This window comes from Pseudomonas sp. ChxA, assembly GCF_030263855.1.
GTDB classification, from domain to species: Bacteria; Pseudomonadota; Gammaproteobacteria; order Pseudomonadales; family Pseudomonadaceae; genus Aquipseudomonas; species Aquipseudomonas fluorescens_CB.
Genome location: NZ_JARPMK010000001.1, coordinates 3915531 through 3935398, shown reverse-complemented (window position 1 = coordinate 3935398; position 19868 = coordinate 3915531). Strand labels below are relative to the sequence as shown.

Sequence of the window (19868 nt, the reverse complement as noted above, 5' to 3'; positions counted from 1 at the left end):
GGTCCCCTTATTGTTGTGTGAGAAAACCGTCGAGGGCGGCAAAAAAGCCCTCAAGGTCATCCCACGGAATCATGTGCCCGGCGTTCGGCACGCGGGCGACCTTGATAGCGGGCTGCAGGTCCTGGATTTCGGCGATGTCTTCATCCAGGATCACGCCGCCGCGCCCGGCCACCATCAACAGGGCAGGGGCCTTGAGCTTGGGCAGGTGCTGGTGGAAGTCGACCGTGTGGAAGTCATTGAAGGCGCGCACGATGGCGGGCTCATAACAGGTGTGCAGCCATTCGGCGCGCAGCTGCAGTTGCTCGATGGTCCAGGTGGCGCAGAAGGCGCGCATCGCATCAGCGTCCATGCCGACCAGCGATTGGCGGATCGAGTCGACGTACCACGGCAGCTTGCTTGGGTATTCACGGCGGCCAGGGCCGGACACTGGCGGGTCGATCAGCACCACGCGGTTCACGCCTTGGGGGTGCAGGACCGCACTGTGCGCGGCAAACCGTGCGCCCATGGAATGGCCGACCAGGTGGTAGCTATCCAGACCAAGCGCATCGGCAAACGCGCCAATGTCCTCGGCGCAGGTGTCTGCGCTGTAGTCCAATTGCGGCCCTGTGGACGACAAGCCGCGCCCGCGCACATCCAGCACGTAAGTGTCGAACTGTGTGCCAAGGCGCTCAGCCACAAAACCCCAGGTAATCGCCGGGCTGGTGATGCCCGGGATCAAAATCAGCGCTTGGCCTTTGCCGCCGTAGCGCAGGTAGTGCTGGCGAATGCCATTGGCTTGCACATTGGCGCCATACAGGAAGGTGCTCACGCGGCCACCCCCGATTTCAGTTCCTGGGCGTACAGGTCATAACCGTAGACCCAGGCCGGGTCTTCCTGGGTGCGCAGCCAGGTGTTGGCATTGGACACCGCTTGTACGCGGGACGCGCGTTCCTTGCGGTTGGCTTCGTAGAGCTGGAACGCCGTGCGGTAGTCGCTGATGCCGGTTTCCTGCAGGCAACGGGTGAGCATGGCCGCGTCTTCGATGGCCATGCCAGCACCCTGGGCCATATGCGGTTTCATCGGGTGGCAAGCGTCGCCCAGCAACACCAGGCGGCCACGGCTCCACAGCGGCAACGGGTTACGGTTGCGCAACGGCCATTTGGTCACGCTTTCGGTGGACTCGATCAGCGCCTGCACGGTGGGGTGGTAGCCCTTGAACGCGTCGAACATCTCTTCGCGGCTGCTGTCCACGAACGCGCCCTGGAAGTCCCATTCGGCATGGGGCACGCCGGTCACGTAGTAGTACTCGTCGCGCTTGCCGGTGGTGTAGTAGACCATCATGTGGCGGTCCTCGGTCCACCACTTGATGCAGTCTTCGAACTTCAAGTCGTACTTGGCCAACTGGTCGCCACGGATCAGCGCACGGTGCGCGACCCAGCCGCTGTACAGCGGTTTTTCCACGCCGAGCAGCTCTTCACGGATCTTGGAGTTGATGCCATCGGCGCCGATCACGATGTCGGCGTAGGTCACTTCGCCGTCGGCAAAGGTCAGGCGCACTTGGGTGTCGGTTTCTTCCAGGGTTTCCAGTCGCTTGTTGAAGTGCAGGGTGCCGGGTTTGAGGGTCGACATCTGCAATGCATGCAAGTCGCCACGGTGCACGGTGATGTAGGAAGCGCCGTAGCCGGTGAGTGGAATACGCGAGAGGTAGTCACCGCTTTCGCCGCAACGGCTGAACCAGTGCTCGGGGTGCGAGCCCATCAGGTCCAGCTGTTTTTCGATGCCCATGCGGCGGAAGATTTTCATGATGTTAGGCCCCATGTGGATGCCTGCACCCAAGCGGGAAAACTCCGGCGCCTGTTCATAGATATCGACATCGAAACCGGCTTGTTGCAGCAGGGTGGCTGCCGCCGCACCGCCCAGGCCGGCACCGACGATGGCGATTTTTTGTGTGCTTCCCATGGGGCGTGAACCTCTCTCTTTTTGATTTTCGGCGGCATCTGTCCGCAAGGTTTTTAAAGTGTATACGCTCATTTTTTAAAATGGGAAGCCCGCTTTCACAATTTTATTTTTTGGCCATATTTATCCTGTGTAACGGGTTATAGCCTTTATCTGTTGTGGTTGTGTGGTTTGGTAACGTTTTGGTGTGCTACTTGCAGTTCGTCTTCAATTCGGGTCTTATCGTTATTAATTGGCGTACACACTATAAAAATGCACTAGGGTGAAGCGCAGTGCTTGAACTTGGTGCAGCCCCACAGGAGACAGGAAAATGCCGGTAAGCGATTGCGAACTGACCCAGATGTTTGAGCACGTGTTGAAACTGTCGAAGGTCGACCCGACCCAGAGCGTCGCCGTGCTCAAGAGCCATTACTCGGACCCGCGTACCGTGCGTGCTGCGATGGACGCGGCGCAGCGCCTGGGGGCCAAGGTGTATGCGGTGGAACTGCCGTCGTTCAACCATCCCAAAGCGATGGGCAACGACATGACCGCCTACTGCGGCGACACCGCACTCACCGGCAATATCGCGGCCCAGCGCGCGTTGGAGGCCGCCGACCTGATCGTCGACACCATGATGCTGCTGCACTCGCCGGAGCAGGAGCAGATCCTCAAGACCGGCACGCGCATCCTGCTGGCCGTGGAGCCGCCGGAAGTGTTGGCGCGCATGCTGCCCACCGAAGCCGACAAGGTGCGCGTGCTGGCAGCCGAGCAGTTGCTGAAGAAGGCGCGCTCGATCCACGTCAAGTCCCGCGCCGGCAGTGATTTCCGCGCAGCGTTGGGCCAGTATCCGTCGGTCACCGAATACGGTTTTGCCGATGAGCCTGGGCGCTGGGACCACTGGCCGAGTGGTTTCCTGTTCTCCTGGCCCAACGAAGAAACCGCCGAGGGCGTGCTGGTGCTGGATATCGGCGACATCCTGCTGCCGTTCAAGACCTACACCCGCGAGAAGATCACCCTGGAGATCGAGAAGGGCTTTATCACCAAGATCCACGGTGGTTTCGAGGCCGAGTACCTGCGCGACTACATGAAATATTTCAATGATCCGGAGGTGTACGGCATCTCTCATATCGGCTGGGGCTTGCAGCCAAAGGCGCAGTGGACGGCCATGGGTTTGCACGACAAAAACGACGGCATGTGCATGGACGCGCGGGCGTTCTACGGCAACTTCCTGTTCTCCACCGGGCCGAATACCGAAGTGGGCGGCACGCGCAAGACGCCGTGCCATATGGATATTCCGCTGCGTAATTGTGATGTGTACCTGGATGAGGAGGCGGTGGTGATCGGCGGCGATGTCGTCGCACCGCAAGCGTCTCTGGCACGCTGAGTTTTCAAAGGTGGGAGCTGGCTTGCCTGCGATAGCGGTCTGGCAGGCACATCATGGCTGGCTGACCCGGCGCTATCGCAGGCAAGCCAGCTCCCACAGTTTGAGTGTGTTCCTTCAGTTCGAGGCTTGAGTCCGTTCACCATCCCCGCCATCATGCCCACCATCGCCAATCACCCACCGAGCCACGCCGTGCCTGATTCCTACGTTTTCTCTGAACAAGTTGGCCACCTGCTGCGCAAGGCCTACCAGCGCCACTTGGCGATCTTTCAGCAGAATGTCGGCGACTCGCAGCTCACCGCCGTGCAGTTCGTCACCCTGTGTGCGCTGCGCGATCACGGTGCAAGTTCACTCACTGAGCTGGTCAAGGCCACGGCCGTCGACCAGGCGACCATTCGCGGGATCGTCGAGCGGCTCAAGGCCAAGGCGCTGATTACGCTGGAGCCGGACCCCCAGGACAAGCGCAAGGTGGTGGTCGATTTATCTGCTGCCGGCGCCGAACTGGTCGCGCAAACCGCGCCGCGCGCCGCACAGATCAGCGAGCTGACCATGAGCAACCTCAACCCCGCCGAGCGCGTGGCGGTGCTGTTCCTGCTGCGCAAGATGATCGACGATCCGCAGGAATAGCGTCCTTCCTGTGGCAAGCGCCCACCCTTTGGCATCGTTTTTGCTCTGAGTTCATGTAGTAGTCACTTCACGTGTCAAGTGTGTCGCGAGGCCCCAACTGCGCGACGCTTTTTTTTGACTGTTTCGTGTAGTGGTTGCTTCATCAACTGATACAGGCGAAGCGAATGATCAGCCCACCCATCACCGTTGCCCTCAAGGTCAACGGCCACACTCGCGAAGTCTGCGCGATGGCGGATACGCCGCTGTTGCTGGTGCTGCGCAATGATCTGCAGCTCAACGGTCCCAAGTACGGCTGCGGCCTGGGCGAGTGCGGTGCCTGCACCGTGATCATCGATGGCGTGGCGGCGCGCTCGTGCGTGTTTCCGCTGGCGGGTGCAACCGGGCGCGAGATTGTCACCCTTGAGGGGCTCGGCACACGCCAGGCGCCGCACCCCGTGCAGCAAGCCTTTATTGATGAGCAGGCGGCGCAGTGCGGTTATTGCCTCAACGGCATGATCATGACTGCCAAGGCTTTGCTCGACCGCAACCCCAACCCCAGCGAAGCCCAGGTGCGCAATGAGCTGTCGGGCAACCTGTGCCGCTGCGGCACCCATATCGAAATCCTGCGCGCCGTGCTGCGTGCGGCGCAGCTCTTGAGCGTGGAGGGCCGACCATGACTGATATTTCCCGTGACCAATGGCTGGCCAAGTCGGGCGTCTTATTGATTGTCGATGATGTGCTGCCACCTTCAGGCCCGGTGGCCAAGGGCGGCACACCGACCGTGAAACCCAAGGAACTGGGGCTGTTCATTGCGGTGAACGATGACGGCCTGGTCTATGCCTTTAATGGCCACGTGGACCTGGGCACCGGCATTCGCACGTCGCTGGCGCAGATTGTGGCCGAGGAGCTGGACCTGAGCATGGAGCAGGTCAAGATGGTCCTCGGCGATACCGAACGTGCGCCCAATCAGGGCGCCACCATCGCCAGTGCGACCTTGCAGATTTCGGCGATCCCGCTGCGTAACGCGGCCGCCGAAGCCCGGCGCTTTTTGCTCGCGCGCGCAGCGGGGCGCTGGGGCGTGAGCACGGGCAGCCTCAAGGTTGATGCCGGGGTTGTGCATGCCGCTGATGGGCGCACCACCACCTACGGCGAACTGGTCAGCGGCCAGCATGATCAGTTGCGCATCAGTGGTGACGCGCCGTTAAAACCTGTCGAGGATTACCGCCTGGTAGGCAAGGGCGCCGCGCGCGTGGATATCCCCGGCAAGGCCACCGGCGAGCTGACCTACGTACACGACATGCGCGTGCCGGACATGCTCCATGGCCGCGTGGTACGCCCACCGTATGCGGGGCTCGACTGCGGCGATTTTGTCGGCAACAGCCTGCTGAGTGTGGATGAGGCCTCCATCGCGCATATCCCCGGCATCGTCGCGGTGGTGGTGATTCGCGATTTTGTCGGCGTGGTGGCGTTGCGCGAAGAACAGGCGATCAAGGCCGCCGACGCACTGCAAGTGCACTGGAAACCGTGGAACAACGCCTTGCCGGACATGAGCGATGTCGAGCAAGCCATCCGCGACAACCCACGGGTGCGCCGCACGGTACTTGACCAGGGCAATGTCGATGAAGCCTTGGCGGGCGCCAGCCAGCGCATGCCGCGCAGCTATTTGTGGCCGTACCAGATGCATGGCTCGATCGGGCCTTCGTGTGGCGTGGCGGATTATCAAGCAACCGGCAGCCGCGTGTGGTCCGGCAGCCAGAACCCGCACCTGTTGCGTGCAGACCTTGCATGGTTGCTGGAATGCGACGAAGCGCTGATCGACGTGATCCGCATGGAAGCCGCCGGCTGTTACGGGCGTAACTGCGCGGACGATGTGTGCGCCGATGCCTTACTGCTGTCGCGCGCCGTGGGCAAGCCGGTGCGGGTGCAACTGACCCGCGAACAGGAGCACCTGTGGGAGCCCAAGGGCACCGCGCAGTTGATGGATGTGGACGGCGGGCTCAACGCCGACGGCAGCATCGCCGCCTATGATTTTGAAACCAGTTACCCGTCCAACGGCGCGCCGACCCTGGCGCTGTTGCTGACTGGCCGCGTGGAGCCGGTGGCGGCGATGTTCGAGATGGGCGACCGCACCTCGATCCCGCCTTACGCCATCGATAATATGCGCGTGACCATCAACGACATGGCACCCATCGTGCGCGCCTCGTGGATGCGCGGCGTATCGGCGTTGCCCAACACCTTTGCGCATGAATCCTATATCGACGAACTCGCGTTTGCCGCGGGCGTCGACCCGGTGGAATACCGCCTGCGTTACCTCAAGGACGAGCGCGCCATCGAGCTGGTCAAATCCACCGCCGAACGTGCCAACTGGTCACCGCGCACGGCGCCGATGCTAACCGCCAACGAGGACCACCTGTTACGCGGTCGTGGTTTTGCCTATGCGCGCTATATCCACAGCAAATTCCCCGGTTTCGGCGCGGCGTGGGCGGCGTGGGTGGCGGATGTGGCGATCGACAAACACACCGGCGATGTGTCGGTGACGCGGGTGGTGATCGGCCATGACTCGGGAATGATGATCAACCCGGCGGGCGTGCAGCACCAGATCCACGGCAATGTGATCCAGTCCACCAGCCGTGTACTCAAGGAACGCGTGACCTTTGAAGAGTCAACGGTGGCGAGCAAGGAGTGGGGCGGCTACCCGATCCTGACCTTTCCCGAAGTACCCAAGATCGACGTGCTGATGATGCCACGCCAGGACCAGCCGCCCATGGGCGCTGGCGAGTCGGCCTCGGTGCCGAGTGCGGCGGCGATTGCCAATGCGATCTATGACGCCACCGGCATTCGTTTTCGCGAGCTGCCGATTACGCCCGAACGGGTGTTGGCGGCGCTGAATGCCGGCACCCTTGGCGAGCCTGCCAAGTCGCCGGAAAAACGCAGGAAGTGGTGGTTCGGTGCGTTGTTTGCAACCTTGGGCGCAGTGCTGGCCACGGCCTGGCCGTTTCACCCTGAAATCGCACCGATTGCGCCGCCCAGCGCGGGCACCTGGTCCAAGGCCACCCTGGAACGCGGGCGCTTGCTGGCGGCGGTGGGCGATTGCGCGGTGTGCCATACCGCGCCGGGTGGCGCGACCAATGCCGGCGGCCTGGCAATGCAAACGCCGTTCGGCACGCTGTACAGCAGCAATATCACGCCAGACGTGAAAACCGGCATCGGCGCCTGGTCATACCCGGCATTCGAGCGGGCGATGCGTGACGGCATTGGCCGCGATGGGCGCAACCTGTACCCGGCGTTTCCCTATACGGCGTTTCGCAATATCAATGATGCGGACATGCAGGCACTGTATGCCTACCTGATGTCCCAGGCGCCGGTCAGCCAGGCACCGACGCCGAATGCCATGCGCTTTCCGTTCAATATCCGGCCGTTGATGGCGGGCTGGAATGCGCTGAACCTGCGGCGTGGTGAAATCACCCCGCAGCCTGCGCGCAGTGAGCAATGGAATCGCGGCAATTACTTGGTCAATGGCCTCGGGCACTGCGCCGCGTGCCACTCGCCGCGCAACCTGATGGGCGCGGAGAAGGGCGGTAAATCCTTTCTGGCCGGGGGCATGGTCGATGGCTGGGAGGCGCCCGCGTTGACGGGCTTGTCCAAGGCACCGACGCCGTGGACCGAAGACCAGTTGTTCAGCTACCTGAGCACTGGCTATTCCGATTCCCATGGCGTGGCGGCAGGCCCGATGGGGCCGGTGGTGAGCGAACTGTCAAAGCTGCCCAAGGCCGATATTCGTGCGATGGCAGTGTACCTGGCGTCGCTCAATGGCGAGGCATCTGCCGAGGTGCAAGTTGTGGTCGCGGCCGTTCCGAACCCGAATGGCCGACGTGTATTCGAAGGCTCATGTAAAGCCTGTCATGCCGATGGCCTGGGGCCGAAGCTGTTTGGGGTGAGCCCGTCGTTGGCGAGCAATACCAATGTGTTCAGTGACCAGCCGGATAATTTGATCAAGGTGATTTTGCAAGGGATCAGCAGCCCGGCGACCCGGGACTTGGGGTATATGCCGGGGTTCAAGGACAGCCTGTCGAATGGCCAGGTGGCGGATCTGGTTGACTACCTGCGCGGGCGCTTTGCACCGAATGCGCCACGGTGGAAGGGCCTGGAACAAAAGGTTGCGCACTTGCGCGCTAACCCGGGCACGCATTGATTGGACACGGTTAAAACTGTGGGAGCTGGTTTGCCTGATGTGGCGGTTTGTCGGTGTACATATCCGTTGCTGCGGTAACGGCTGCTATTGGTTCCGCTCTTACAGCGGGTCACTTTTGGCAAACGCCCCAAAAGTAACCAAAAGGTCTGTGCCCCACCACTCGGCCCCTCGCTTAGGCTCGGTGTGCCCTCACTCCGGCTTGAATCCGTGGGCCGCCGCGATGGGCCATCCTTGGCCCAGCGCGGCTAACCCGGCGTCCTGCCGGGTTACCCACGGATTCAAGCCTGCGTTCGGCCATCGTGGTTAACGGGGCGTCTCAGATCAAGATCAAGATCTACAGCACGGCGGCCTGAAAGCCGACCTGAGTGGTTGGATCAAAAGCGAAAGCGGATTTGCATACACTGAAGAGCTGCTTTTCTGTGGGAGCTGGCTTGCCTGCGATACAGACACCTCGGTGTGTCAGGTACACCGAGTTGATGCCATCGCAGGCAAGCCAGCTCCCACATTAGACCGAGTATGGATCTGCTGTTGCTGTTGCTGTTGCTGTTGCTGTTGCTGTTGCTGTTGCTGTTGCTTTGGCCCTTACATCCTTTTCGATGACGAAGTCAGCGGTCTTTTGATCTGCGCTTTTGATTGTGATCTTGATCTAAAATCGCCCCGTCAAACACGATGGCCGGAATCTGACAGTGATTTGGGGGGTAAACCGGCAGGGATGCCGGTTTAGCCGCGCTGGGCCAAGGATGGCCCATCGCGGCGGCCCCCCAAATCACTGGCGGATTGCGGGCATGCCGAGCCATAGCGAGGCACCGAGTGTTGGGGCGAAGACTTTTTGGTTACTTTTGTGTCTTTACAAAAGTGACCCGCTGTAAGAGCGGAACCCTACTCAGCCGTTACCGCAGAAATGGATATGTACCCCACCAAAAGGCCGCCATCGCAGGCAAGCCAGCCCCCACAGGATGAACCGCTTTCTACAATGAAATCGGCGTAACACCACGCAATACCAGGTCACTGATAAACCCCAGCCAATCCTGCTGCTGTCCCTTGTCCGCCAGGTCTTCACCCAGGAATGAACTGAGCGTGTGGCGGTTGGAATTGTAGAAGTAGCACAGCGAGGCAATCATCAAATACACGTGCTTGAGGTCGATGTCCTGGCGAAAAACGCCCTGGGCCTGGCCGGCTTCGATGATCGGGCGCAACACGCCTACCGCTTCGCCCGACAGCCTGCGCATCTCGCCGGACTGCTGGGCATGCTTGCCCTGGTGCAGGTTCTCGATGCTCAGGATCGCCACGAACTCGGGGTGCTTGACGTAGTAGCTCCAAATAAATGCCACCAGTTCGCGCAAGGCTTGCGCGGGGTCGCCCAGGTCCAGCTTGAGTGTGCGTTCGGCTTTATTGAACTGTTCGTAGACATGCTCCAGCACACAGACAAACAGGTGTTCCTTGCTGCCGAAATAGTAATAAAGCATGCGGTCATTGGAGTCGGCCGCCTTGGAAATGGTGTCGACGCGCCCGCCGGAATAACCGTCGCGGGTGAACACCTTGACCGCCGCCTGCAAGATGCGCGCACGTGTCTGGTCGGCCTGTTGCGCTCGAATTCCGGTCTTCTTGATCGCCATCACAAAGTGCCTTGCCGCCAGTCTGGGCGCGAAATATAACATGGGCATTTTTGCGGCCGTTCTATGACCGACAAGTTCTGTAATAAAAACGCCATTGCGCTGGGGATTGGATCCGAGTCGGGCTATTTTGGTGCACCTCAATAAATAGAGTAGCCATGGATGAAATACCAACCTTTCAACCGAACCTTGATTGCCACTGCGCTGGTGTTGACGGTCAGCGGTGTGCAAGCCGCGTCGCAGGCTCCAGTGGCCGGTGAAAATGGCATGGTGGTGACCGCCCAGCATTTGGCCACTCATGTAGGCGTGGATGTGCTCAAGGCCGGCGGCAACGCGGTGGATGCGGCGGTTGCTGTGGGCTACGCGCTGGCCGTGGTGTACCCGGCAGCGGGTAACCTCGGCGGTGGCGGCTTTATGACCGTGCAACTGGCGGACGGGCGCAAGACCTTCCTCGACTTCCGAGAAAAAGCCCCACTGGCAGCCACCGCCGACATGTACCTGGACAAGGACGGTAAGGTGATCGACGGCCTCAGCGCCAAGGGCCACTTGGCCGTCGGCGTACCCGGCACCGTGTCCGGCATGGAAACCGCGCTGAACAAATACGGCACGCTCAAGCGCGCCCAAGTGATTGCCCCGGCAATCAAGCTGGCCGAAAACGGCTTTGAACTGGAGCAGGGCGATATCGACTTGCTGCACACCGCCACTGGCGAGTTCGAAAAAGACAAAGACCTGCGCGGGATCTTCCTGCATAACGGCCAGCCGATGCAGGTCGGCCAGAAACTGGTGCAGAAAGACCTGGCCAAGACCCTCAAGGAAATCTCCGCCAAGGGCACCGACGGCTTCTATAAAGGCTGGGTCGCCAAGGCGCTGGTGGATTCCAGCCAGGCCGGCAAGGGCATCATCACCCAGGCCGACCTCGACAAATACAAGACCCGTGAGTTGGCGCCCATCGAGTGTGACTACCGTGGCTACCACGTGGTCTCGGCACCACCGCCAAGCTCCGGCGGTGTGGTGATCTGCCAGATCATGAACATCCTCGAAGGTTACCCGATGGCCGACCTCGGCTATCACTCGGCCCAAGGCCTGCACTACCAGATCGAAGCGATGCGTCACGCCTACGTGGACCGCAACAGCTACCTGGGCGACCCGGATTTCGTCAAGAACCCCATCGCGCACCTGCTGGACAAGGACTACGCCGCCAAGCTACGTGCTGCCATCGAGCCGCAAAAAGCCGGTGATTCCCAGGCGATCAAGCCGGGTGTGTCGCCCCATGAAGGCAATAACACCACCCACTATTCCATCGTCGACAAGTGGGGTAACGCGGTGTCCGTGACCTACACCCTCAACGACTGGTTCGGTGCCGGCGTGATGGCGAGCAAGACCGGGGTGATCCTCAACGATGAAATGGACGACTTCACCGTCAAGGTCGGCGTGCCAAACATGTACGGCCTGGTGCAGGGCGAAGCGAACGCCATCGCGCCGGGCAAGGCGCCGCTGTCGTCGATGAGCCCGACCATCGTCACCAAGGATGGCAAGGCGGTGATGGTGGTCGGTACGCCGGGCGGCAGCCGGATTATCACCGCGACCTTGCTGACCATCCTCAATGTCATCGACTACAAGATGAATATCCAGGAAGCCGTGGACGCGCCGCGCTTCCACCAGCAGTGGATGCCTGAGACCACCAACCTGGAAACCTTCGCAGTGAGCCCGGACACCCAGAAGATTCTGGAGAGCTGGGGCCATAAGTTTGCCGGTCCCCAGGATGCCAACCACTTGGCGGCGATCCTGGTGGGCGCGCCTTCGTTGGGTGGCAAGCCGGTGGGCAACAACCGCTTCTACGGGGCTAACGACCCACGCCGCAATACCGGGTTGTCGCTCGGTTACTGAGGCGTAAGGTGTTGATGCAGGTGGGCCAGGGACAGCGCCAGGCTGTCATGCGATAACTGGATGGCAGCGCCCTCAGCGCTGCCCTGGGCCGCCGGTATCACCCGTTCGAACATGTGGTTTTCATACGCCTGTACGGCCGCTGAGCAGTCAGGCGTGTGGAGCAGGTGCTGGGCCAGTTCGGCCGCATCGAGCATCGCGGCATTCACGCCTTCGCCGCCAAACGGCGACATCAGGTGCGCCGCATCGCCAATCAACGTCAACCCCGGGCGGTGGCTCCAGCGATGGCCCACCGGCAGGGCATGGATGTGCCTGGCCAGGACGGTTTCATTCGCCGCGTCAAATAACCCCAGTATGTCCGGGTGCCAGCCTGCGAACTGAGCCTTGAGTGCAGCCAGGCTGAGGTGGTTGGCCGCCCATTCGGTCGGCACGCGAAAAATCGCATAACCGCGCAGGTGCGCGTTGGCGTTGCGCTGCACGATGATCGCCTTGGCGCCGCCTTCCACCTCCAGCTTGCCACGGCCGACCAGTTTGGCGATGTGCGGGTACCGGAGGTCCACGTCGTCAATACCGAACTCGATAAAGGTCAGCCCGCTGTACTGCGGCTGATAGGGTGACAGCCACGGTCGGACTTTTGACCATGCCCCGTCGGCTCCGACCACCAGGTCAAACGGACCGTGCGTGGTATCACCTTGATGCACTGTCCAGCACCCGTCGTTCATCGGGCGAATTTCACTGATCCCAATGCCCCATTTCACACAACCTTGGGGCAGTGAATCGAGCAGGATCTGGCGCAATTGAGTGCGGTCGACTTCCGGCCGGTCACCGTCCTGTGGGCTGGGGTGTTCAAACAGCAGTCGGCCGTGTTGATCCATCAATCGCGACCCTTGGTCATCATAGCGAGCGATACGTTTGAAGGCGTCCTCCAGGCCGGCCTGTTGCAGCGCCAGTTGGCCGGATTCGACATGCAGATCCAGGGTTCCGCCCTGAGGCCGTTCCAGCGGCCCGCGTTCGCGCTCGAACACGCTGACGGCCCGTCCATGACGATGAAGAATTCGCGCCAAGGTCAACCCGCCGGGGCCGGCGCCAACAATAGCGATACGCAGTGAGGTATTCATGGAATATGCCCTTGGCGATGTGTATAGGAACCTATATAGTTAATGCATAGGCTCCTATGGAAAGTCAACGCCCCATGAATGAACACGTGATTGCACCCAACCCTATGCAACAGATCGGCCTTGCCAACCGCGGGTTTATCCGTCTTTACGAGGGGCAGCTAAGGGTGCTTGGCTTCTCCGTGGCGCAGATTCCGGTGCTGGTGGCGCTCAAACACAGTGACGGTCTGCCCCAGGCCGAGTTGGTGCGCATCGCCCGTGTCGAACAATCAAGCATGGCGCAGCTGCTGGGGCGCATGGAGCGTGATGGCATGATTGAGCGCCGGGTCGATCCCGCTGACAAGCGCAGTCGCTTGATCAGCCTGACCGACGCCGTGCGCGAGCGCATGCCAGCTGCCTATACGGTAATGGTACAGGGCACGGCGCTGGCGCTGGCGGGCTTGAGTGAAGAGGAAGAGGCGACTCTACTGGCGTTGTTGCTACGGGTGAACGCTAACCTGGAGCGTGCTGCCGAGTAGCTGCTCGACCGCCGCAAAGGCAATGGCGCGGCGCGATTCCCAGTCGCCGCGAATGACTAATGCCGGTTGTTGGTTCTGTTCGATCCAGTCCAGGCTGCCCTGGAAAAACACCCGGCGATCGGCCAACTCCGGTTGGCAACGCTGGCCGTCGGCGCTCCATTCCACGTCTTCGGGGGACAGCAGCAGATGCAGGTCGTAATGGCGGGCCAGCAGCTCGTCATCCAGCCACGCCGGGTAGTCGCCGAACAGTGTCTGGCTCCAGAGTTTGTTGGTCAGCAGGTGGGTGTCGAGGATCAGCAGGTGAGGCTGCTCGGCGCGAGCAGCGTCTTCCCAGGCCAATTGGCCACGGGCGATGGCCGGGATATCGGCCAGGGTGGTGTCGCGCTGGTGATGGTCGATGAAATAGCGCACGTACTCACCCACCATCAGCCCACCGAAGCGGGCGTGAAGTTGCGCGGCCAGCCAGCTTTTGCCGCTGGATTCGGGGCCGGCCAGTACCACCACGTTCAAGCGTGCAACGCCGGGTCGGCGCGCCATTCACGCCAGCCTTGTACGGCGATAGCGGTGAACAGTGCGTAAAGTGCGGCCGTCAAGTACAGGCCTTTGTAGAGGAACAGGCCGACGAAGATCACGTCCACGGCGATCCACAGCGGCCAGCATTGCACGCGTTTTTGTGCCATCCACATTTGTGCCACCAGGCTGAAACCGGTGAGGGCGGCGTCGAGCCAGGGTTGCGCGGCATCGGTCCAGTGGGCCATGGCGGCGCCGAGCAACAGGCTGAACACGGCGCCGACGGCGAGGTTGAGGATGATCGCGGGCCAGCCCAGGCTGGTGACTTGGCGGCCTTGCTTGACTTCACCGGCGCGGGTCCATTGCCACCAGCCGTAGAGTTGCAGGCCGGCGTAGACCACTTGCAGGAGCATGTCGGAATAGAGTTTTACGTCGAAGAATACCCAGGTGTAGAGCAGTACCATCACCAGGCCGATCGGCCAGCACCAAGGGTTTTGTTTGACCGTCAGCCAGACAGCGATCACCCCCAGGGCGGCGGCGAACAATTCAAGCCCGGACATGGTGGTTCCTTGGGAGAGTGGGAGAGGGCGGTGATTGTAACCAGAGGTTAGGTATCTTCACAGTGGCGGGGTTTGAGGCGACCTGGGTGTGAGGTGGTTTGGTGTACATATCCGTTGCTGCGGTAACGGCTTCTATCGGTTCCGCTCTTACAGCGGGTCACTTTTGTAAAGACACAAAAGTAACCAAAAAGTCTTCGCCCCACCACTTGGTGCCTCGCTTAGGCTCGGCATGCCCTCACTCCGGCTTGAATCCGTGGGCCGCCGCGATGGGCCATCCTTGGCCCAGCGCGGCTAACCCGGCGTCCTGCCGGGTTACCCACGGATTCAAGCCTGCGTTCGGCCATCGTGGTTAACGGGGCGTCTCAGATCAAAAGCAGATCAAGATCAAGATCTACAGCACGGCGGCCTGAAAGCCGACCTGAGTGGTTGAATCAAAAGCCAGGTCAAGTGCGAAGCAACAGCCTGTCTACCTGGTGCACGCAGTCTAAATGTGGGAGCAGGCTTGCCTGCGATGCAGACACCTTGGTGTATCAGGTACACCGAGTTGATGCCATCGCAGGCAAGCCAGCTCCCACCTTTGACCGAGTATGGCTTTGCTGTTGCTGTTGCTGTTGCTGTTGCTGTTGCTGTTGCTGTTGCTGTTGCTGTTGCTGTTGCTCTGGCCCTTACATCCTTTTCGATGACGAAGTCTGCGGTCTTTTGATCTGCGCTTTTGATCGTGATCTTGATCTGAAATCGCCCCGTCAAACACGATGGCCGGAATTCGACAGGGATTTGGGGGGTAAACCGGCAGGGATGCCGGTTTAGCCGCGCTGGGCCAAGGATGGCCCATCGCGGCGGCCCCCCAAATCACTGGCGGATTGCGGGCATGCCGAGCCATAGCGAGGCACCGAGTGTTGGGGCGAAGACTTTTTGGTTACTTTTGTGTCTTTACAAAAGTGACCCGCTGTAAGAGCGGAACCAATAGAAGCCGTTACCGCAGCAACGGATATGCACCCCGATCGCCCAGCCCCAAGACTGCCTCGACGTTATCCGATAGCGTCATCTCGGTATGCCTGATTGACCGAGTCGCCTGCATCGCAGGCAAGCCAGCTCCCACACAAGCCCAGCTCCCACACAAGCCAGCTCCCACACAAGCCCAGCTCCGGCGTCAGATCTTGAACTGACGCAACAGCCCTCCCAGCTCCTCACTCAACCCGCGCAGATGCGCGCTCGCCACACTGGACTGCTCCGCCGCCAGCGCTGTGTTGTGGGACAAACCCGCCGCCTGGGTGACGTTCTGGTTGATGTCCTCCACCACATGCGCCTGTTGCAAGGTCGCGCTGGCGATCGAGGCATTCAGCCCATTGAGGTTGCGCAAAGCCTGGCCAATGGCGGTAAGGCTCGCACCCGCCTGGCCAGCTTGTTCAATGGTCAGCTGCGAGGCACTGTGGCTGTCGCTGATCACCTTGACCGCCGCTTCCGAATGCCCTTGCAGGCGCTCAATCATCACCTGGATTTCGGCGGTGGATTTCTGCGTGCGCTGAGCCAACAGCCGCACCTCATCGGCGACCACGGCAAACCCACGACCCTGTTCACCGGCACGCGCCGCCTCGATGGCGGCGTTGAGGGCCAACAAGTTGGTCTGGTCGGCAATCGACCGGATCACTTCCAACACGCCACCAATCTGTGTGCTTTCGCTGGACAGGGTGCGGATCACGTCCACGGCCTGGCTGATGGTGCTGGAGAGTTGGTCGATCTGTTGCAGGCTGCCGTCGATATTCACCTGGCCTTGCTGCGCCTGGGCCTGGGCGTCGCGCATTTCGCTGGCGGCATGCTCGGCGTTTTTTGCCACGTCCTGCACACCATAGGTCACTTGGTTGATCGCGGTAGCCACCAGCTCCATCTGCTGGGATTGTTGCTGGCTACGGTCGTGGGCCTGGCTGGCATTGGTGCCCAGCTCCGTCGACGACTGGCCCAGCGCATTGGCGCACACCTGCAATTGGCCGACCACTTGGCGCAGCTTGGCGGTAAAGCTATTGAAGTGCTGCGACAGTTGGGTGATTTCGTCGCGCCCGTGGGTGTCGAGGGTGCGGGTCAGGTCGCTTTCGCCGCTGGCAATATTGCCCATGGCGTTTACCGCTGCCTGCAACGGGTGCACGATGCTGCGCGCGATGAGGATCACCAGCAGCGCCATCACCATCGCGATACCCAGGCCGATCAGCGAGGCCTTCCACACTTGGCCGTTGAATTCGGCCTGTACATCATCCACGTAAACGCCGGAGCCAATAATCCAGCCCCACGGCTCGAACAGTTGGATATACGAGGTTTTCTCCACCGGCGCGTCGGCGCCCGGCTTGGGCCAGCGATAGTTGACGATGCCGGCGCCCTTGGCCTTGGCCAGGATCACAAATTCATTGAACACCGCAAAACCGTCCGGGTCGCGGATGGCTGAAAGGTTCTGGCCGTCGAGCTTGGGGTTGGCCGCGTGCATGATCATCACGGGCGTGAGGTCGTTGATCCAGAAGTAATCATCATGGTCGTAGCGCAGGCCACGGACTGCGCTGAGGGCTTGCTGTTGAGCGGCCTCGCGGGTGAGTACGCCGGTTTTTTCAAGGTTCTGGTAGTAAGCCAGCACGCCGCTGGCGGTTTGCACCACGTGCTGGGTCTGTTGGCGTTTGGCCTGGTAGAGGTCGCCATGGATCTGCTTAAGCATCAGCAGCCCGAGGGTCAGCAGCATCAACACGGCGACTATCAGGATCAGCCAAAGACGGCGGCTGATCGACATGCTGCGCAAACTGTTCATCGTCCTGTCACTCCCTGCTTTTTATAATTGTGTGCTGCATCGACAATTCCATCTTGTCTGATAGGCTTTCGGCCTGTAAGCGAAAAACCTGAGTACTCCCTGATTTTTCACGAAATTTTTGCGCACGGCTGGTGAAAATCCGCAGCGCATCACGATTGCACGTGGTCAGTGAACATTAAAAAGACAGACGAGGCGTGCCGCAGCGCATGACCTTTGGGGGATACATGGATTTTTGGACCGCCATACAGGCATTGATTCTTGGCGTGGTGGAGGGGCTGACCGAGTTCCTGCCGATCTCCAGCACCGGGCACCAGATTATCGTCGCCGACTTGATCGGTTTCGGCGGCGAACGCTTTGAAGCGTTCAACATCATTATTCAACTGGGCGCGATCCTCGCGGTGGTCTGGGAGTTTCGGCGCAAGATCCTCGACGTGGTGATCGGCTTGCCGACCCAGCGCAACGCCCAGCGCTTTACCGTCAACCTGATCATCGCAGTGCTGCCGGCAGTGGTGCTGGGGGTGATTTTTGCCGACCTGATCAAGCATTACCTGTTTAACCCAATCACGGTGGCCACCGCGCTGGTAGCGGGCGGGGTGATCATGCTGTGGGCCGAGCGGCGCCAACATGCGGTGCACGCGCAAACAGTGGATGAGATCACCTGGAAGGACGCGCTCAAGGTCGGCGTGGCCCAGTGCCTGGCCATGATTCCGGGCACTTCGCGTTCCGGCGCGACCATTATCGGCGGCTTGCTGTTTGGGCTGTCGCGCAAGACCGCCACCGAGTTCTCGTTTTTCCTCGCCATGCCGACCATGGTCGGTGCGGCCGTGTATTCGGGCTACAAATACCGTCACCTGTTCCAGCCCGATGACTTGCCGGTGTTCGCCATTGGGTTTGTCACTTCGTTTATCTTCGCGATGATTGCAGTCAAGGCCTTGCTCAAGTTCATCGCCAGCCACAGCTACGCGGCGTTTGCCTGGTATCGGATTGCGTTCGGGTTGGTGATCCTGGCCACCTGGCAATTTGGTTGGATCGACTGGACGGCGGTCAAGCCATGAACATTCAGCACCCGCGCTTGAAGGCGTTCATCTTTGTAGTGTTGTGCGCCGCGCCGCTGACTGGCGCGGCACTCTTGTGGTATCGCGGCGAGACGTTGATCCCGCTGGCGGCCTATGGCGTGGTCAGCGTGGTGGCGTTTTTCCTGTACTGGGGCGACAAGCGCAAGGCGCAAGCCGAAGGCCCGCGCGTGCGCGAAAATATCCTGCATGCTGTGGAGCTGGCGGGCGGTTGGCCGGGGGCGTTGATTGCCCAGCAGGTGTTTCGCCACAAGACGCGCAAGGTGTCGTATCAGGTGCTGTTCTGGGTGATTGTGTTGCTGCACCAAGTGTTCTGGCTGGACCAGTTGTTCCTCGGCGGCACGCTGTTGTCAGTCCTCTAGCAACAAGCCAACCTGCGTGCGCTTGGGCAATTTGCTCACCACCAACTGGTGCGAGCGCTGCAACAGGCCACGCAGTTCCTCGGCGCCCAGCGGGTAGGGCGTGTTCATGATCACCCACTGCGCCCGCGCCAGGTACGGCGCCGGGTGGATGCCGGGGCGGTCCACATGGCCGAGGAACAGCTCCTTGTCGACCTTGAACGCCAGCGAGTCACCGCGCAGGTTCTGCAGGGCGAACATCTTGTTGCCGGCAATCGAGAACACGCGTACGCCGCCCCATTTGTAATCTTCACGTGCGCCGGGCAGGCCCAGGCAGAACGCCGCGACTTGTGCTTCGCTCATCTTCATAGCAAACGGTCTCCGCACCCCTTGAAGGCTTCTTCCAGATAGTCGATCCAGGCCCGAATCGCCGGTAATACGCCACGGCGGTGCGGGTAGACCGCCTGCAGCCAGCCGCCCGGCGAGGACCATTGCGGCAGCAACTGCACCAATTGGCCGCTGGCCAGCTCCTCTTCGCAATACATCATCGGCAGCAGGGTAAAGCCCAGGCCCTGCAAGGCGCAGGCTTTGCGCACGATAAAGTCGTCGATGCCCAGGCGCGCTTCCATGGATAAATCCTCGGCATTGCCCTGGGGGTCAATCAGGCGCAGGTGCACCAGGCGGTCGGCTTCCAGCGCGCCGAGTACCGGCAACTGCTTGAGATCGTCGAGGGTATTGATTTGTCGGCCTTGCAGAAACGCCGGGCTGGCCACCAACAGCGTCTGGGCCTGGCGCAGGCGCTTGGTCACCAGCAACGGGTCCTCATCGCCCAGTTCGCGTACGCGCAGGGCCACGTCGATGCCTTCGGCCACCAGGTCGACGCGGCGGTTGACCAGCGTCATCTCCAGCTGCACCAGTGGGTGAGCGGCGAGAAAGCCGGCAACCATGCCCGGCAACATGTGCTGGGCCATGCCCACCGGGCAACTCACGCGCAGGCGCCCGCGCGGTTCGCTGGACATGCTGGCCACGGCCTCGTCGGCCATTTCCGCTTCCAGCAGCATTGCCTGGCAATGGCGCAGGTAACGCTCGCCGACGGCGGTGAGGGTCAATTGGCGCGTGGTGCGCTGCAACAGGCGGGCGCCAAGGCGTTCTTCCAGCTCGGCGATGCGCCGCGACAGCCGTGACTTGGGAATCCCCAGTAGCCGGCCGGCCGCCGCAAAGCCACCGGCTTCGACGACTTTGGCGAAATAGTAGAGGTCGTTGAGGTCTTGCATGGTCAACCTATTGTCCTGTCAGTGGGACGAACTATCCGCGTCTGGCGCGCGCAAATCCAGCCTAAAAAAAAGCCAGCACCTTGCAGGCACTGGCTTTTTGAGGGT

At 61.1% G+C, this 19868-nt stretch carries 17 protein-coding genes; 8 read left to right on the top strand and 9 right to left on the bottom strand.

The genetic code is table 11. The features are described from left to right. Positions 1-7: 7 nt before the first annotated feature. Entirely contained in the window at positions 8-808 is an 801-nt protein-coding gene (locus tag P5706_RS17570) for an alpha/beta fold hydrolase (protein ID WP_285680442.1), read from the bottom strand. After that, on the bottom strand, positions 805-1938 hold the full coding sequence (locus tag P5706_RS17565; RefSeq protein WP_176998131.1) for an FAD-dependent monooxygenase: 1134 nt from the start codon (positions 1936-1938) through the stop codon (positions 805-807). Before P5706_RS17565 ends, P5706_RS17570 begins: the two co-directional genes overlap by 4 nt. A gap of 307 nt (positions 1939-2245) precedes the next feature. Between P5706_RS17565 and P5706_RS17560 the strand changes: the two genes are divergently transcribed. The 4 genes from P5706_RS17560 (at position 2246) to P5706_RS17545 (ending at position 8093) form a co-directional block, all read left to right on the top strand. Beyond that, positions 2246-3298, top strand: a complete 1053-nt coding sequence (locus P5706_RS17560; RefSeq protein ID WP_285680438.1) for a 2,5-dihydroxypyridine 5,6-dioxygenase — start codon at positions 2246-2248, stop codon at positions 3296-3298. 189 nt (positions 3299-3487) lie between these two features. Next, on the top strand, positions 3488-3922 hold the full coding sequence (locus P5706_RS17555) for a MarR family winged helix-turn-helix transcriptional regulator (protein WP_200434408.1): 435 nt from the start codon (positions 3488-3490) through the stop codon (positions 3920-3922). A 164-nt stretch (positions 3923-4086) separates the two neighbouring features. Further along, the gene (locus P5706_RS17550; protein WP_200434394.1) at positions 4087-4578 is read left to right on the top strand and encodes a (2Fe-2S)-binding protein; all 492 of its coding nucleotides are present in this window, start codon (positions 4087-4089) and stop codon (positions 4576-4578) included. After that, on the top strand, positions 4575-8093 hold the full coding sequence (locus P5706_RS17545) for a molybdopterin cofactor-binding domain-containing protein (RefSeq protein ID WP_285680435.1): 3519 nt from the start codon (positions 4575-4577) through the stop codon (positions 8091-8093). Before P5706_RS17550 ends, P5706_RS17545 begins: the two co-directional genes overlap by 4 nt. A 968-nt stretch (positions 8094-9061) precedes the next feature. Here P5706_RS17545 and P5706_RS17540 read toward each other — a convergent pair. Beyond that, positions 9062-9709, bottom strand: coding sequence for a TetR/AcrR family transcriptional regulator (locus P5706_RS17540; protein ID WP_200434869.1), 648 nt, complete (start codon positions 9707-9709; stop codon positions 9062-9064). 159 nt (positions 9710-9868) lie between these two features. On the opposite strand from P5706_RS17540, the gene ggt reads away from it, so the two are divergent. Further along, complete coding sequence (gene ggt, locus P5706_RS17535) at positions 9869-11593, top strand: gamma-glutamyltransferase (protein ID WP_200434868.1); 1725 nt, start codon at positions 9869-9871, stop codon at positions 11591-11593. On the opposite strand, the gene P5706_RS17530 is transcribed toward ggt, so the two are convergent. Beyond that, positions 11587-12708 (bottom strand): FAD-dependent oxidoreductase, encoded by a 1122-nt coding sequence (locus P5706_RS17530; protein ID WP_285680432.1) that lies wholly within the window; start codon positions 12706-12708, stop codon positions 11587-11589. The genes ggt and P5706_RS17530 overlap by 7 nt on opposite strands. Positions 12709-12782: 74 nt before the next feature. On the opposite strand from P5706_RS17530, the gene P5706_RS17525 reads away from it, so the two are divergent. Further along, complete coding sequence (locus tag P5706_RS17525; RefSeq protein ID WP_285680430.1) at positions 12783-13223, top strand: MarR family winged helix-turn-helix transcriptional regulator; 441 nt, start codon at positions 12783-12785, stop codon at positions 13221-13223. On the opposite strand, the gene P5706_RS17520 is transcribed toward P5706_RS17525, so the two are convergent. The 3 genes from P5706_RS17520 to P5706_RS17510 all read right to left on the bottom strand — a co-directional run bounded on the left by P5706_RS17520 (position 13185) and on the right by P5706_RS17510 (position 17078). Further along, positions 13185-13733, bottom strand: a complete 549-nt coding sequence (locus tag P5706_RS17520) for an AAA family ATPase (RefSeq protein ID WP_285682761.1) — start codon at positions 13731-13733, stop codon at positions 13185-13187. The genes P5706_RS17525 and P5706_RS17520 overlap by 39 nt on opposite strands. Then, entirely contained in the window at positions 13730-14293 is a 564-nt protein-coding gene (gene pnuC, locus P5706_RS17515) for a nicotinamide riboside transporter PnuC (RefSeq protein WP_200434865.1), read from the bottom strand. The genes P5706_RS17520 and pnuC overlap by 4 nt, the downstream gene beginning before the upstream one ends. Positions 14294-15443: 1150 nt before the next feature. Next, the gene (locus tag P5706_RS17510) at positions 15444-17078 is read right to left on the bottom strand and encodes a methyl-accepting chemotaxis protein (RefSeq protein ID WP_285680428.1); all 1635 of its coding nucleotides are present in this window, start codon (positions 17076-17078) and stop codon (positions 15444-15446) included. A gap of 224 nt (positions 17079-17302) precedes the next feature. Between P5706_RS17510 and P5706_RS17505 the strand changes: the two genes are divergently transcribed. Together P5706_RS17505 and P5706_RS17500 are read left to right on the top strand one after the other, a co-directional pair. After that, positions 17303-18133, top strand: coding sequence for an undecaprenyl-diphosphate phosphatase (locus P5706_RS17505; protein ID WP_285680426.1), 831 nt, complete (start codon positions 17303-17305; stop codon positions 18131-18133). Continuing rightward, on the top strand, positions 18130-18513 hold the full coding sequence (locus P5706_RS17500) for a DUF1294 domain-containing protein (RefSeq protein ID WP_200434466.1): 384 nt from the start codon (positions 18130-18132) through the stop codon (positions 18511-18513). Before P5706_RS17505 ends, P5706_RS17500 begins: the two co-directional genes overlap by 4 nt. Here the strand turns inward: P5706_RS17500 and P5706_RS17495 are convergent. Together P5706_RS17495 and P5706_RS17490 are read right to left on the bottom strand one after the other, a co-directional pair. Then, on the bottom strand, positions 18502-18858 hold the full coding sequence (locus tag P5706_RS17495; RefSeq protein WP_056859888.1) for an MmcQ/YjbR family DNA-binding protein: 357 nt from the start codon (positions 18856-18858) through the stop codon (positions 18502-18504). The two genes, P5706_RS17500 and P5706_RS17495, sit on opposite strands and share 12 nt — an antisense overlap. Next, positions 18855-19763: a LysR substrate-binding domain-containing protein gene (locus P5706_RS17490; RefSeq protein ID WP_200434470.1), complete on the bottom strand. Its 909-nt coding sequence runs from the start codon at positions 19761-19763 to the stop codon at positions 18855-18857. The genes P5706_RS17495 and P5706_RS17490 overlap by 4 nt, the downstream gene beginning before the upstream one ends. Positions 19764-19868: the final 105 nt, after the last annotated feature.